We start from the raw sequence: 13,996 nt of genomic DNA on the forward strand, positions 1-13,996 counted from the left end.
GGCCGCCGACCGGTACGGTCCCACGACTCCGTGCCGGTGACATCGGATCCCCCGGCCGCCGATGGGTACGGTCCGGCGGCTGCCGATCGGTACGGTCGCGCTCATGACATCTTCCGAGACGGCTGATCCCGGCTCCGCGCGCTCCGGGCGGGTGCGGTTCGCGACGTTCAACGTGCTGCACGGCCGGCCCGTGCAGGACGGCAGACCCCTTCCCGTACCTGCCGCGGACGGGCCCGAGACGCCGCTCGTCCGGGCTGTGGCGTCGCTGGACGCCGACGTGCTGGCGCTCCAGGAGCTGGACCGGTTGCAGGAACGTTCGGGCGGGGTGGACCAGGCGGCGGCCGCCGCGGCGGGGTCCGGGGCACGGTACTGGCGCTACGCGTCCGCGTTCCACGGCACCGCGACGCCGGGCGGCGGCTGGGTTCCGGCACCGTCCGAACCGGGGCTGCGGGTCTACGGCCCGCGCGAGGCGGACGCGGGCGCCGGGGCCCCCTCGCACGGCGTCGCCCTGCTGTCCCGGCTGCCCGTACGGCGCTGGAGTGCGCTGCGGCTGGCCCCGGCACCGCTGCCCATGCCGCTGCGGACTCCCGGCCGGCCTGGACTCACGCTGTCCTGGGACCAGCCGCGGGCCGTACTGGCCGCCGTCCTGGAAGGACCTCGCGGGCCGTTCACCGTGGTGGCGCTGCACCTGTCCTTCGTGCCCGGCTGGAACATCCGCCAGTTGCGCACCGTCCGCGCCTGGATCGCCGGCCTGCCCCGGCCCCGGGTGCTCCTCGGCGACTTCAACCTGCCCGGCGCCGTTCCCCGGGCGGTTCTCGGCCCGGCCGGACCGGGCGGCGGCAGCGGGCTCCCGCGCACCGGGCGGGCGAACCCCCTTGCGCCGCCGCACGGCTGGCGGGATCTGGCCCGCACGCCCACCTATCCCGCGCACCGCCCCCTCGTCCAGTTGGACCACGTCCTGGCCGACGGAATCGGGGCGGGCTCGGTCCGCGGGGTGCAGGCACCGAGCACCCCGATCTCGGATCACCGGGCACTGGTGGTCGAACTCCCGCTGTGACCGGCCCGGGACCCGGCCGCCCGGCCGTGAAGGTGCCTCCCGCGCGCGACGGCCGGGCCGGCCACGCGCCCAGTCGGACCCCTCGTGCCGGGGACACCGCCGCGGTCCCGGCCAGGTGTGCCCGGTGGGCCGATGGTCTCCGGCCCGGTGGGCCATGGAGCGCGCCGCCCGCCCGGCCCGGTGGGCCCCCTGGGCCGATGGCCTCCAGCCCGGTGGGTCAACGAGCGCGCCGCCCGCCCGGCCCTGTGTGCCCCGCTGACGTTGTCCGCCCGGCCCCGACAGAGAGAAGCGCGGCGGCCCGCCGTTCTCGCGCTGCGCTCCGGCGGCCCCGGCGACCCTGCAACCCTGCAACCCCGGGAAGCGTGTGGTCGCGCGCCCGGGGTCCGGCCCGGTTCGCACGACGGCTGTGTCCCGTGTCCGGCCCGCTCAGCGAAGCTGCCCGGCGAACGCGTCGTAGGCCTGTTCGTCGAAGAGCACGAAACGGATCTCCTCGACGTCGGTCCTCGTGGCCCGGACGGTCTCCACCGCGATGCGGGCGGCGTCGTCCATCGGCCAGCCGTAGATTCCCGCGGAGACGGCGGGGAAGGCGACCGTACGGGCGCCGAGCTCGTCGGCGACCCGCAGCGACTCCCGGTAGCAGGAGGCCAGCAGCTCCGACCGGTCCTCGGCCCGCGCGTAGCGCGGGCCGACGGTGTGGATCACCCAGCGGGCGTCGAGGTCGCCCGCGGTCGTGGCGACCGCCCGGCCGGTCGGCAGCCCCTTGCCGTAGTGGCCGGCGCGCAGCTCGCGGCACTCGGCGAGGACGGCCGGGCCGCCGCGGCGGTGGATGGCCCCGTCGACGCCTCCGCCGCCGAGCAGCGAGGAGTTCGCCGCGTTGACGACGGCGTCGACGCTCTGCCGGGTGATGTCGCCCTGCACCAGCGTGATCGTGGTCATGACTCCCTCAGCCTCCTTCTCTCAGCCTCCTCCAGACGGCCTTCGCCGCGTTGTGCCCCGACATGCCGTGCACACCGGGGCCGGGCGGAGTGGCCGAGGAGCACAGGAAGACGGCGGGGTGCGGGGTGCCGTACGGGTGCAGGGACAGCCTGGGGCGGAGCATGAGCTGGAGTCCGGAGGCGGCACCGCAGGCGATGTCACCGCCCACGTAATTGGCGTTGCGGGCGGCGAGCTCGGGCGGTCCGGCGGTCGCGCGGGCCAGGACGCGGTCACGGAAGCCCGGGGCGAACCGCTCCAGCTGGCGCTCGATCGCGTCGGTGAGGTCTCCGGTCCAGCCGTTCGGGACATGGCCGTACGCCCAGAAGACCTGTTTGCCCTCGGGGGCCCGGGAGGGGTCCACGACACTCGGCTGCACGGTGATCAGGAAGGGGGCGTCGGGCGCCCTGTCCTCGCGGGAGGCCGCCCGCAGCGCCCTGCCGATCTCCGCTCCGCTCGCTCCGACCTGCACCGTCCCGGCGACCCGGGCCTTCTCGGCGGTCCAGGGCACGGGTCCGTCCAGCGCGTAGTCGATCTTGAAGGCGGCGGCCCCGTAGCGGTAGCCCTCGTAGTACCGCCCGAACCCGGCGATGCGGGCCAGTGCCTTGGGCGAGGTGTCGAAGACGTAGGCGCGCGCGGGCGGCAGATCGTCCAGTCGCTTGACCTCGTAGTCGGTGTGGACGGTGCCGCCGAGGTCCTGGAGGTACGCGGTGAGCGCGTCCGGGATGGACTGCGAGCCGCCGCGCGCGACGGGCCAGCCCCGGGCGTGCGCGGCCAGCGCGAAGACCAGGCCGACGGCGCCCGTGGCGACACCGTCCAGCGGCGCCATGACGTGCGCGACCAGACCGGCGAACAGGGCTTTGGCCCGCTCGTCGCGGAAGCGGCGCATCAGCCAGGTCGACGGCGGCAGCCCGGCCAGGCCGAAGCGGGCGAGGGTCACCGGGTCCCGGGGCAGCGAGGTCAGCGGCAGCGACATGAAGTCGTGCGCCAGGGTGTCCCACTTGCTCAGGAACGGCGCGACGAGCCTGCGGTACGCGCCCGCGTCGCGCGGCCCGAAGGAAGCCGCCGTCTCGGCCACGGACCGCGAGAGCACCGCCGCCGAGCCGTCGAGGAACGGGTGCGCCATGGGAAGCTCGGCGTGCAGCCACTCCAGGCCGTACCGCTCCAGGGGCATCGCCCGGAAGGCGGGCGAGTTGACGCCCAGCGGATGCGCGGCCGCGCACGGGTCGTGCCGGAAACCGGGCAGGGTCAGCTCTTCGGTGCGCGCTCCCCCGCCCACCGTGTCGCGGGCCTCGAACACGGCCACGGAAAGGCCCCGGCGGGCCAGCTCCACGGCAGCCGTCAGTCCGTTCGGCCCCGCACCCACCACGACCGTATCGAGCATCGACGGCACCTTCGGACTCCTTTGTCAGCCGACGGCCACTGAGGATCAGGATATGCCGGGGGCCTGACGGCCTTGACGGCACGGGGCGTTGGCGGGCGACGCCGCGTGCCGGGCGCCGCGGTCGGACGGGAGGTCCACTCCCCGCACGGGCCCCCGGACCTCCCGCTCAGGCCCCGGCCGTCACCTTCTCGGACCGCGCCGCCAGCAGGGAGACCACCCGGCGGGCCGTGGCCTCGTCACGGGCCGCCGTGAACGGCAGGGCGTTGCCCCCGGTGACCCGGAACGGCTCGCCGCGGAGCGTCAGGTGGGCGCCGCCCGCCTCCTCCACCAGCAGCAGCCCGGCCGCGTGGTCCCAAGCCGCCTCCCAGCTGAACGCGGTGGCGTCCAACTCGCCGCGGGCGATGGCCAGATACTCCAGGCCGGCCGATCCGCAGTGGCGCGGGACGACTCCCTCGACGCGCAGGCCGAGGAGCGCCCGCTTCTGCTCGTCCGTGGTGTAGTCCGGGTGGGAGGTCGCGACGTCGAGATCGCGGCCGGGCTCGGGCGAACCGGAGCGCAGCGGTACGCCGTCGAGCACGGCCCCCCGGCCGCGGATCGCGGTGGCGAACTCGTCCCGGGCGGGCGCGTACGTCCACGACGCGTGCACCACGCCGTCCAGGACGAGCGCGACCAGCGTGCAGAACCCGGAGTCGCCGTGCACGAACTGCCGGGTGCCGTCGACCGGGTCGACGATCCAGACGGGCGCGGTGCCGCGGATCGCCTCGTAGGTCGTCGGGTCGGCGTGCACCGCTTCCTCGCCGACCACGACCGAGCCGGGCAGCAGTGCGGTGAGGGCGGCCGTGAGGTACTTCTCGGCCAGCCGGTCGGCGTCCGTCACCAGGTCGTGCGGGCCGGACTTCTGGTCGATCTCGTCGGCGGAGAGCTGCCGGAACCGGGGCACTATCTCCGCGGCGGCGGCCGCGCGGATGACGTGTTCCACTTCGGACGCCCGGTGTGCGAGAAACTCGTCGATGGTTTCGATGTCTTCGATCATGGCTCCATGACAGCACGCGCCACTGACAATCCCCACCCCTCCGGGGTACTCGGGATGGAATCACCATGAATTCCCGGGGCGGGACGATCACCGGCGCGGCCCCGCGGGCACGGACGCCGGGAGGCGGTCCGGCCGCACCTCAGCGTCCGACCGCGTACCCCTGCATCCCGCGCGGATTGGCCCCCGCCGACAGGACGCCCGTCGCGGGATCGCGGGCCACCGCGCACAGCCGCCCCTCGGACCAGGACTCGGCGACCGTGACGTCGTGGCCCCGGCGGCGGAGTTCCTCGACGACCGCCTCGTCCGTGCGGGACTCGACCGTGAGGCTGCCGGGGCGCATGCCGCGCGGGTAGAAGGACCCGGGGAAGCTGTCGTTGTGCCAGTTCGGGGCGTCGATCGCGCCCTGGAGGTCGAGTCCGCCGCGTACCTCGGAGCGCAGCGCGACGGACAGGAAGAAGTGGGTCTGCCACTGGTCCTGCTGGTCGCCGCCGGGCGTGCCGAAGGCCATGACCGGCACGCCGTCGCGCAGTGCCAGGGAGGGCGTCAGCGTCGTACGGGGACGGCGGCCCGGAGTCAGGGAGTTCGGCAGTCCCTCCTCCAGCCAGGCCATCTGGAGCCGGGTGCCGAGCGGGAAGCCCAGTTCGGGGACGACCGGGTTGGACTGGAGCCAGCCGCCGCTGGGGGTGGCGGCGACCATGTTGCCCCAGCGGTCGACGACGTCCAGGTGGCAGGTGTCGCCCCGGGTGCCGCCGTGGGCCGCCACTTCGGGTTCCGAGGCCGCGCGGGCCGTGGTGGGCTCGCCGGCGCCCGGTACCGCGAGCGCGTCGAAGCCGGGCTCCCCGGCGGCCACCACGCGCGCGTGCCGGCTCAACCGCGGATCGCGGCCGCCCGGAGCGCCGGGACGCAGCTCGTACGACGCCTTGTGCCCGACGAGGGCCCGGCGGGCGGCGTTGTAGGGCTCCGACAGCAGCTCGTCGAGCGGTACCTCGGCCGCGTCGCCGTACCAGGCCTCCCGGTCGGCCATGGCGAGCTTGCAGCCCTCGACGAGCAGGTGGACGTAGTCGGCGGAGCCGTAGCGGGGCAGTTCGGGCGGGAGCAGCGCCAGTTGCTGGAGGAGGACCGGGCCCTGGCTCCAGGGGCCCGCCTTGCACAGGGTCCAGCCGCGCCAGTCGTACGTCGCCGGGGCCTCGTAGGCCGCGGACCAGCCGGCCAGGTCGGCGGCTGTCAGGGTTCCGGTGTGGCGCTTGCCGCTGGTGTCCATGGTGGGCCGCCCGGCTTGGCGGACCAGGGCCTCGGCGATGAAGCCGGAGCGCCACACCTCCCGTGCCGCGTCGATCTCGGCCACCCGGTCCCCCGCGCCCGAGACCTCGTCGAGCAGCCGCCGCCAGGTCGCGGCGAGGGCCGGGTTGCGGAACAGCTCGCCGGGGCGCGGCGGCCTGCCGCCCGGCAGATACACCTCGGCCGACGAGGTCCACTCCGTCTCGAAGAGCGCCCGTACGGTGTCCACTGTCTCGCCGACGCGTTCCACGGGCGGGTGCCCGTCCTCGGCGTAGCCGATGGCGTACTTCAGGACGTCGGCGAGCGGTCTGGTCCCGTGGTCGCGCAGCAGCAGCATCCAGGCGTCGAACGCGCCGGGGACGGCGGCGGCGAGCGGGCCGGTGCCTGGTACGAGGTCCAGGCCGAGTCCCCTGTAGTGGGCGATCGTCGCTCCGGCGGGTGCGACGCCCTGTCCGCAGAGCACCCGCACGGCGCCGTCCGCGGGAGCCAGGATGATCGGGGCCTCGCCCGCGGGTCCGTTGAGGTGGGGTTCGACGACGTGCAGGACGAAACCGGCCGCGACGGCGGCGTCGTAGGCGTTGCCGCCGTCCTCCAGGACCGCCATCGCGGACTGCGAGGCGAGCCAGTGCGTGGAGGACACCATGCCGAAGGTGCCCTGGAGGGTGGGTCGGGTCGTGAACATGCCTGCCGCCTCACGGTACGGAGCGATCAACCTCGCTCCCGACTATGACACTTGTCCCGGCGCGGACGGCAGGGCCGGGCACGGGTGCGCGGAGACCGGCCCGGCGCGCCCGCGCCGGCCGTGCGGGGCGTCCGGGGTGGAACGGCGCTCAGGGCGCGGGTGCCCAGGCGGTGGTCCCCAGCGTGTTCTCCGGACCGATGTCGAGGTACTCCGCCGGCCGCAGGGTGACGGCGTGCTGTCCCTTCTGGGGTGCGACGCGCAGATACACGCCGTGCTGGGCCGCCGTACGCCAGTAGAGGACGGCCCGCGCGGTGTCGCCCGGATGGAGCGTGAAGGGTTCGGGGCCGGGGTCGGCGGGCGCCATGAACACCTTGTCCGTCCCCACCACGCTGTGCACCCCGGTGATCGGGGCGCCCTCCTCGTCGAGGACCTGGGCGACGGCCGGGTAGCCGTTCACCTTGTACGGCCGCTTGCCGCAGTCGGTGAGGGTCAGCGTCATGCCGCGCAGGCCCATGGCCGCGTCGCCGGGTCCGGTGTCGAGGCGCAGACCGGACGGCGGGCAGCCACGGCCCTGCTGCACCGGGACCCGCTTCGGGGGCTCGGACGGCACGACGACGACTGGAGCCGCGGTGGGCGTCCTGGTCGGGTCCGGGACGTGTGTCCGCCCGGGGTCGCGCTCCCGGTCGAGCTCGGCGGACAGCCCGCACCCGCTGGTGACCGTCGCGACCAGCCAGGCGAGGACGACAGGACGGAGCCACCTCGTCCGGGGACCGAGGACGGGACGCGGACGACCACCGCGCGGAGCTGCGGCGACGGTGGGGGCAGCGCACCGCCTCGCAGGCTCGGCGGCTGGTGCCGCGCCGGCCGGTCCCGGGTTTGTCGCGATCACGGGCCGATCATGGCACGGGAGCTCGCCGGAGGGCGTCACTCCGTGGATCCACGTGCCGTCACCAGTCCCGACTCGTAGGCGAAGACGACGAGTTGGGCCCGGTCGCGGGCGGCCAGCTTCGTCATCGCGCGGCTGATGTGGGTCTTGGCCGTCAGGGGGCTGATGACCATGTGCGCGGCGATCTCCTCGTTGCTCAGGCCGCGCGCGGCGAGCGCGGTGACCTCGCGTTCGCGGCGCGTGAGGCCTTCGAGACCCGGCGCCGTGGCCCGGTCGGGGGGCCGGGCCACGAACTCCCCGATCAGGGTGCGGGTCACCGACGGCGACAGCAGCGCCTCCCCGCGGGCGACGACCTCGATGGCCTGGAGCAGATCGGCGGGCTCGGTGTCCTTGAGGAGGAAGCCGCTCGCCCCGGCGCGCAGCGCCTCGAAGACGTACTCGTCCAGGCCGTAGTTGGTGAGGATGACGACGTGCACTGCGGTGAGTTCCGGGTCGGCGACGATACGGCGGGTGGCCTCGATGCCCGTCATCACGGGCATCTGCACGTCGACCAGGGCCACATCGGGCACCTCGGCGCGGACCAGGGCGAGCCCCTGGGCCCCGTCGGCCGCCTCGCCGACCACCTCGATGCCCTCCTCCGCGTCCAGCAGGGCGCGGAACCCGGCACGCATGAGGGCCTGGTCGTCGACCAGGGCCACCCTGATCGGGCGGCGCGCCCCGGTGGGTGTGTCCGGGCCGCCGTTCATCGCGCCTCCTCCGGTGCGTCCAGGGGCAGTTCGGCCCGTACCGAGAAGCCGCCCTCCGCGCGCGGGGCGGCGCTCAGTGTTCCGCCGAGGGCGGTGACGCGTTCGCGCATGCCGGTGAGGCCGATGCCCGGGACGGGCGGCCCGGACCGGCGGGCCACACCGTCGTCGTGCACCTCGATCGTCAACTCGTCGGGGCGATATCCGAGTTCGACCGTCACCTTGGCTGGGCCCGCGTGCCGCGCCGCGTTGGTCAGGGCCTCCTGGACGATGCGGTACGCGGCGCGGTCCACGGTCGCCGCGAGCGGACGTTCCTCGCCGGTCACCCTCAGATCGACGGCGAGCCCGGCGGCACGGGCCCGTTCCACGAGCAGCGCCGGGGTGCCCGTGGGCTCGTCGGTGCGCAACACCTCCAGCGTGGACCGCAGTTCACGCATCGCCTCGCCGCCCGCCTGCTGGATGGCGAGCAGCGCGGGCGGCACCTCCTCGCCGCGCTTGCGCGCCAGATGGACGGCGACTCCCGCCTGGAGTTTGACGATCGAGATGCTGTGGGTGAGCGAGTCGTGCAACTCGCGTGCGATGCGTAGGCGTTCCTCGCCCGCTCGGCGCAGCGCCACTTCCTCGCGCGTCCGTTCGGCCTCCAGGGCGCGCTGCTCGGTCTGGCGCAGATAGGCCTGCCAGTTGCGGTCGGCGAGCCCGGTGACCAGGGCGCACAGGAACCAGCCGGCCAGCAGCAGCGTCCGCTCCACCACTTCCCCCGCCCCGGGTCCCGTCGTCATGAATCCGGCCAGGAACACGGCGCTCGCGAGGGCCGCGACGCCCCGGTGTCCGGCTCGGGCGGCCGTGTGCACCGCGCCGAGGACGGGGAGGGCGGACAGGGTGCCGGGGTGGGCGTGCACGACGTACGCCGTGGTGGCCGCGGTGGTGATCGCCAGCACGACACGCGGGGCGCCCCGGTAGGCCGCCAGGGTCAGCGAACCCAGGGCGATCAGGAGGTAGTCGAGGACGGTCGTGCCGTCCTCGAACACGGCCGCGGTCGTCACGAGGGCACCGACGACGACCGCGAGGGCGGCGTCGGCCGGACGCCCGCGGACGGCCTGGTCGAACTGCATGCCCGGGACTCTATGCGGGTGCGCCCGCCACCGCGTCGGTCCTGGGGACGGCTGTCGGGCTACTCCCGCCGCAGTAGCCGGGGCCGGGCACCGCGCCCGCCGCGGCAGCCAGGATCCCCCTCGGCCGTACGACGCCGGCGCCACCTCCTGCGGGCCATGGTTGACCGCGGTCGCCGCACGTCCGGCACCCCTCGGTCCAATCAGGAGGCACCCATGGCCCCGTCCCTCTCGACCCCCTTCCGGTACACCACCCCGCCCGCGCGCAAGTCCGCCGGCGGCGCGACCGCCGACGTCTACACCCAACTGGCCTCCGACTTCGGCATGGAACGTCCGGCCACCTTCGTCGTCCTCTCGTCCGCGCCCGAACTCCTCACCGCCACCTGGGCGTTGATGCGGGAGTCGCTGATCGCGGGCGAGGGCGACCGGACCGGGAAGGAACTCGCCGCGCTCGGGGTGTCGTTGGCCAACCGATGCCCCTTCTGCGTGGACGCGCACACCATGCTGCTGCACGCCACCGGGGACCATGCCCTCGCCGAGGCGGTCGCGCGCGGGGAGACGCCGTCCGACGAGGGGCACGCCCGCGTACTGGCCTGGGGCAGGGCGAGCAGGGCGCCCGGCGCACGGGAGTTGACGCCGTACCCCTTCCCCGCCGCGCACGCTCCCGCGTACATCGGCACGATGCTCAGCTTCCACTTCATCAACCGGATCGCCTCCGCGCTGCTGACCGAGAACCTCCTTCCGGGGAACGCTCAGCGGTTCCGGGCGGTACGGAGTCTGGGCGGGCGTTCGCTGGCCAGGACGGTGCGCCGCCGGCCGGCCCCGGGTGCGGGTCTCACGGTGCTCGACGCCCCTGGACCGGGTCCCGGCTGGGCGCGGGGCACCTCCGTCGGTCCCGCCTACGCCGCCCTGCGCGAGGCCGCGACCGCGGGGGGAGGACTGCTCGACGAGGCGGACCGCGCCGTCGTACGGGAAACGCTCAAGGGGTGGGACGGCGCGCATCCCTCGCTCGCGTGGGACGGCCTCCCCGACCGGTCGCGCCCCGGAGCGCGCCTGGCGCTGCTGGCCGCGCTCGCCCCGTACCGCGTAACGGACGAGGACGTGGCGGCCTGGCGCGCACCCGGCCGTTCCGACCGCTCCCTGGTGCGCCTCGTCTCCTACGGAGCGTTCGCGGCCGTCGACCGCGTCGAACGGGCCCTCCCGGCGTACACCACGAAGCCGTAGCAGCGGCAGCGGCAGCGGCGAACGCGACACAGAGGGTGGGGCGGGGCCGGGCGGAGCGGGGCTACAGAAGTAGACGATCAAGGTGTCGCACAAAACAGACATCTTGCTACAGCATCAGTCAATCGCCGCCAAGGTGAGTCACTGTCACTACACGGGCACGAAGTCGGCCGGCCCTTTCGCACCACAGCGTCTCGTGTGACACTGGCGTCCCGTCCGCAGTGCGGACCGTCTCCGCACCATCCCCCACGAGAAGTGCGCTTTGGGTTCTCTTCCTCTGCCGCTCGCGCTCGCCGCGCGCCTACTGCCGGTCGCTCTGCTCGCCTCCGCGGGCTGGGCCCTGGCCGCCGGCCCGTCCGCAGCGACCCCCAACGCCGAGGACAAATCGTCACAGAAGCAGACAGTCGACTCGCCCTCGGCCCCATCGGCCTCGGCCGCTGTCAAGAGGTTCGCCGCGTCGCCCGCCCCCTGCGGCAGCATCCAGGTCTCGACGATCAAGTCCCTGGTCCCCGGCGCCAAGACGGCCGGCCAGGAGATCGCGTCGACCGACAAGGCGCTGCGCCGCACCTGTTCGTGGAACGCGCTGAAGGGCTTCGACTACCGCTGGCTCGACGTCTCGTACGAGATCAAGGACTCGGACGCCGCGGCGGAGAAGGCCTACAAGGAGCGCGTGGCGGACAAGAGCGGCGGCGGGGCGGTACCGGGGGTCGGTGACTCGGCCTACTCCGTGGTCAATCTCAGCACCGAGGACAAGCAGCAGACCCGCGAGGGCGTGGTGATCGTGCGGTCGTCCAACGCGCTGGTGGTCGTCACCTACAACGGCAGCGACTTCGAGACCAAGAAGGCGCCCGGCACCGACGAGATCAACAAGGGCGCCATCAAGGCGGCGAAGGACGCGACGGCGGCGCTGAAGGACGGCCAGAAGGTCTGACCGTCCTCCGGTCCCCGCCGTCAGACCGCGGCCCTGTCCTTTCCGCGGAGCGTCATCAGCACCAGGTAGAGCACCATCGAGGTGCCCAGTCCGACCGCCCATCCGTAGTCGGCGAGCGACCGCAGCGCGGGGATGGGCCGCCCGTCGACCAGCGGGTGGAAGTCCGCGCCGCCGACGGCCAGGACGCCGCCGGTGACGAAGGCGGCCACGGCCCGCCAGTTCCAGCCGCCGTCGTACCAGTAGCGGCCACCCGTGCGGTACAGGTCGGCGAGGTCGAGCTTGGTGCGCCGCAGGATCCAGTAGTCGGCGATGAGGATGCCCGCGACCGTCCCGAGCAGACCGCCGACCAGGCCCAGCCAGGTGAAGATGTAGCCCTGCGGGTCGGAGTACAGCTTCCACGGGAAGATCAGTACGCCGAGGACACAGGTGGCGAGCGCGCCGGTGCGGAAATTGATCTTCCGGGGCGCGATGTTGGAGAAGTCGAAGGCCGGGGAGACCAGGTTCGCCGCGATGTTCACGGACAGCGTCGCGACCAGCACGGTGACCAGGGCGAAGATGATGCCGACGACGTTGTCCGTCTTGGCCGCGAGCTGGACCGGGTCCCAGACGGCCTTGCCGTACACGGCCTGCGAGCCCGAGGTGACCATGACGGACAGGAACGCGAAGAGCGTCATGGTCGTGGGGAGGCCGAGCGCCTGCCCCCAGGTCTGCGCCTTCTGGCTCCTGCCGTACCGGGTGAAGTCGGGGATGTTCAGCGACAGGGTGGACCAGAAGCCGATCATGCCCATCAGCGAGGGCCAGAACAGTTTCCAGAAGTCACCGCCCCAGCCGAGCTTCGACGGCTGGTCGAGCAGCGGACCGAAGCCGCCGGCCTTGCTGCTCATCCACCACAGCATCACGCCGGCGCCGACGAGCACGAAGGGCGCGGCCCAGTTCTCGAACCGGCGGATGGTCTCCATGCCCCGGTAGATGATGGCGACCTGGAGTACCCAGAAGATCGCGAAGGACAGCCACATGGTCCAGGCGTAGCCGCCGATGTGCGAGGCGTTCGCCCAGTTGTCGCCGAAGAGCTTCCCGGCGAGGAAGTAGATCGCCTCGCCGCCGATCCAGGTCTGGATGCCGAACCAGCCGCACGCCACCAACGCCCGTACGACAGCGGGGAGGTTGGCCCCGCGGACCCCGAAGGACGCGCGGGCGAAGACCGGGAAGGGGATGCCGTACTTGGGTCCCGCGTGCCCGGTGAGCAGCATCGGGACGAGCACGACGAGGTTGGCGAGCGCGATGGTGAGGACGGCCTGCTTCCAGTCCATGCCGACGGCTATGAGCCCGGAAGCCAGCGTCCAGGAAGCGGTGTTGTGGGCCATGCCGACCCACAGGGCCGAGAAGTTGTACGTGGTCCAGGTGCGCTTCTCGACCGGAACCGGCAGCAGGTCGTCGTTGGCGTAGGGGCCGGTGGGCACAGGAGCGTCGGGCGCGATCTCCACCCGGCCGTCGGGGAGCGTGACCTGTCCGGCGGGCGGGCTGTCCGGGGGGACGGTTTCTGTCATGAGCAGGCCAATCAATGAGGAGTGACGGGAAAGGCCGTGCGGGGACCGACTCGGGGGGTGCGCGGAGAGCGCCCTGATCCCCTTCCCGGGACGGCGGGAAGGGGAGAACGGGGAACGGGCCTTCGGTTACTGCCCGTTGATGCCGGGGATGACCTGTGTGCCGTACGCGTCGATGGTGGCCTCCTGGGCGTCGTGCATGTCGTAGACCGCGAACTGGTCGACGCCCAGCTCACGCAGCGCGTTCAGCTTCTCGATGTGCCGCTCGGCCGTTCCGATCAGGCAGAACCGGTCGACGATCTCGTCGGGCACGAACGCCGTGTCGGGGTTGTCGGCCCGTCCGTGGTGGGAGTAGTCGTACCCCTCACGGGCCTTGATGTAGTCGGTGAGTTCGTCGGGTACGGCGGCCGAGTGCTCGCCGTACTTGGAGACCAGGTCGGCGACGTGGTTGCCGACCATGCCGCCGAACCACCGGCACTGCTCGCGGGCGTGGGCGAGTGCCTCGGGCGAGTCGTCCTCGGTGATGTACGCGGGCGCGGCCACGCAGATCTTCACCTCGGCGGGGTCGCGCCCGGCTTCGGCCGCCGCGTCCTTCACGGCCTTGACCATGTACTCGGTGAGATAGAGGTCGGCGAGCTGGAGGATGAAGCCGTCGGCCTCCTCGCCGGTCATCTTCAGGGCCTTCGGGCCGTACGCGGCCATCCAGACCGGCAGTTCGGCCCCCGGCCTGACCCACGGGAACTTGATGACGGTGCCGCCGAGGTCGGCCTCGTCGCCCCGGCCGAGGGCGCGGATGACCTTCATCGCACCGCTTATGCGGGCGAGGGTGTTGGGCTTGCGTCCGGCGACGCGCATCGCCGAGTCGCCGCGCCCGATGCCGCACACCGTGCGGTTGCCGTACATGTCGTTGAGCGTCGCGAAGGTGGAGGCGGTGACCTCCCAGGTACGGGTGCCCGGGTTGGTGACCATCGGGCCGACCGTCAGCTTCTCGGTGTTGGCGAGAATCTGACTGTAGATCACAAAGGGTTCCTGCCAGAGCACGGCCGAGTCGAAGGTCCAGCCGTACGTGAAGCCGTTGGCCTCGGCCCGCTTCATCAGCTCGATGACACGGGAGGCCGGGGGGTCTGTCTGCAGGACGAGTCCGAAGTCCATTGGC

General features: G+C 73.1%; 12 protein-coding genes. 3 read left to right on the top strand and 9 right to left on the bottom strand.

Annotated features, from left to right (window positions below):
* Positions 1-103: 103 nt before the first annotated feature.
* Positions 104-1,057, top strand: coding sequence for an endonuclease/exonuclease/phosphatase family protein (locus OHT01_RS09130; protein ID WP_328552621.1), 954 nt, complete (start codon positions 104-106; stop codon positions 1,055-1,057).
* Positions 1,058-1,483: 426 nt separating this feature from the next.
* Here OHT01_RS09130 and OHT01_RS09135 read toward each other — a convergent pair whose 3' ends face one another.
* The 7 genes from OHT01_RS09135 to OHT01_RS09165 all read right to left on the bottom strand — a co-directional run bounded on the left by OHT01_RS09135 (position 1,484) and on the right by OHT01_RS09165 (position 9,147).
* Positions 1,484-1,993 (bottom strand): O-acetyl-ADP-ribose deacetylase, encoded by a 510-nt coding sequence (locus OHT01_RS09135; protein ID WP_328552622.1) that lies wholly within the window; start codon positions 1,991-1,993, stop codon positions 1,484-1,486.
* A 7-nt stretch (positions 1,994-2,000) separates the two neighbouring features.
* Positions 2,001-3,413 carry a phytoene desaturase family protein gene (locus OHT01_RS09140; protein ID WP_328552623.1) on the bottom strand — a complete coding sequence of 471 codons (1,413 nt, stop codon included), beginning with the start codon at positions 3,411-3,413 and terminating at the stop codon, positions 2,001-2,003.
* A 166-nt stretch (positions 3,414-3,579) separates the two neighbouring features.
* Positions 3,580-4,446 (bottom strand): inositol monophosphatase family protein, encoded by an 867-nt coding sequence (locus OHT01_RS09145; RefSeq protein WP_328552624.1) that lies wholly within the window; start codon positions 4,444-4,446, stop codon positions 3,580-3,582.
* A gap of 139 nt (positions 4,447-4,585) precedes the next feature.
* Entirely contained in the window at positions 4,586-6,406 is a 1,821-nt protein-coding gene (locus OHT01_RS09150; protein ID WP_328552625.1) for a gamma-glutamyltransferase family protein, read from the bottom strand.
* Between the two features lie 148 nt (positions 6,407-6,554).
* Complete coding sequence (locus OHT01_RS09155) at positions 6,555-7,016, bottom strand: DUF4232 domain-containing protein (RefSeq protein ID WP_328552626.1); 462 nt, start codon at positions 7,014-7,016, stop codon at positions 6,555-6,557.
* Between the two features lie 314 nt (positions 7,017-7,330).
* Complete coding sequence (locus OHT01_RS09160; protein ID WP_328552627.1) at positions 7,331-8,038, bottom strand: response regulator transcription factor; 708 nt, start codon at positions 8,036-8,038, stop codon at positions 7,331-7,333.
* Positions 8,035-9,147: a sensor histidine kinase gene (locus OHT01_RS09165; RefSeq protein ID WP_328552628.1), complete on the bottom strand. Its 1,113-nt coding sequence runs from the start codon at positions 9,145-9,147 to the stop codon at positions 8,035-8,037. Before OHT01_RS09165 ends, OHT01_RS09160 begins: the two co-directional genes overlap by 4 nt.
* A gap of 213 nt (positions 9,148-9,360) precedes the next feature.
* On the opposite strand from OHT01_RS09165, the gene OHT01_RS09170 reads away from it, so the two are divergent.
* On the top strand, positions 9,361-10,368 hold the full coding sequence (locus OHT01_RS09170; protein ID WP_328552629.1) for a carboxymuconolactone decarboxylase family protein: 1,008 nt from the start codon (positions 9,361-9,363) through the stop codon (positions 10,366-10,368).
* Positions 10,369-10,627: 259 nt separating this feature from the next.
* Positions 10,628-11,296, top strand: coding sequence for a hypothetical protein (locus OHT01_RS09175; RefSeq protein ID WP_328552630.1), 669 nt, complete (start codon positions 10,628-10,630; stop codon positions 11,294-11,296).
* A 20-nt stretch (positions 11,297-11,316) separates the two neighbouring features.
* On the opposite strand, the gene OHT01_RS09180 is transcribed toward OHT01_RS09175, so the two are convergent.
* The gene (locus OHT01_RS09180) at positions 11,317-12,843 is read right to left on the bottom strand and encodes an NCS1 family nucleobase:cation symporter-1 (protein ID WP_328552631.1); all 1,527 of its coding nucleotides are present in this window, start codon (positions 12,841-12,843) and stop codon (positions 11,317-11,319) included.
* 126 nt (positions 12,844-12,969) lie between these two features.
* Positions 12,970-13,992: a TIGR03842 family LLM class F420-dependent oxidoreductase gene (locus OHT01_RS09185; RefSeq protein ID WP_328552632.1), complete on the bottom strand. Its 1,023-nt coding sequence runs from the start codon at positions 13,990-13,992 to the stop codon at positions 12,970-12,972.
* Positions 13,993-13,996 lie beyond the last annotated feature (4 nt).

The organism is Streptomyces sp. NBC_00358 (assembly GCF_036099295.1).
In the GTDB taxonomy this organism is placed as follows: domain Bacteria; phylum Actinomycetota; class Actinomycetes; order Streptomycetales; family Streptomycetaceae; genus Streptomyces.

Bases quoted from the DNA above. Each gene is read 5' to 3' on its own strand.
- OHT01_RS09130 (WP_328552621.1), top strand. From the start codon at position 104: ATGACATCTTCCGAGACGGCTGATCCCGGCTCCGCGCGCTCCGGGCGG.
- OHT01_RS09135 (WP_328552622.1), bottom strand. From the start codon at position 1,993: ATGACCACGATCACGCTGGTGCAGGGCGACATCACCCGGCAGAGCGTC.
- OHT01_RS09140 (WP_328552623.1), bottom strand. From the start codon at position 3,413: ATGCTCGATACGGTCGTGGTGGGTGCGGGGCCGAACGGACTGACGGCT.
- OHT01_RS09145 (WP_328552624.1), bottom strand. From the start codon at position 4,446: ATGATCGAAGACATCGAAACCATCGACGAGTTTCTCGCACACCGGGCG.
- OHT01_RS09150 (WP_328552625.1), bottom strand. From the start codon at position 6,406: ATGTTCACGACCCGACCCACCCTCCAGGGCACCTTCGGCATGGTGTCC.
- OHT01_RS09160 (WP_328552627.1), bottom strand. From the start codon at position 8,038: ATGAACGGCGGCCCGGACACACCCACCGGGGCGCGCCGCCCGATCAGG.
- OHT01_RS09165 (WP_328552628.1), bottom strand. From the start codon at position 9,147: ATGCAGTTCGACCAGGCCGTCCGCGGGCGTCCGGCCGACGCCGCCCTC.
- OHT01_RS09170 (WP_328552629.1), top strand. From the start codon at position 9,361: ATGGCCCCGTCCCTCTCGACCCCCTTCCGGTACACCACCCCGCCCGCG.
- OHT01_RS09180 (WP_328552631.1), bottom strand. From the start codon at position 12,843: ATGACAGAAACCGTCCCCCCGGACAGCCCGCCCGCCGGACAGGTCACG.
- OHT01_RS09185 (WP_328552632.1), bottom strand. From the start codon at position 13,992: ATGGACTTCGGACTCGTCCTGCAGACAGACCCCCCGGCCTCCCGTGTC.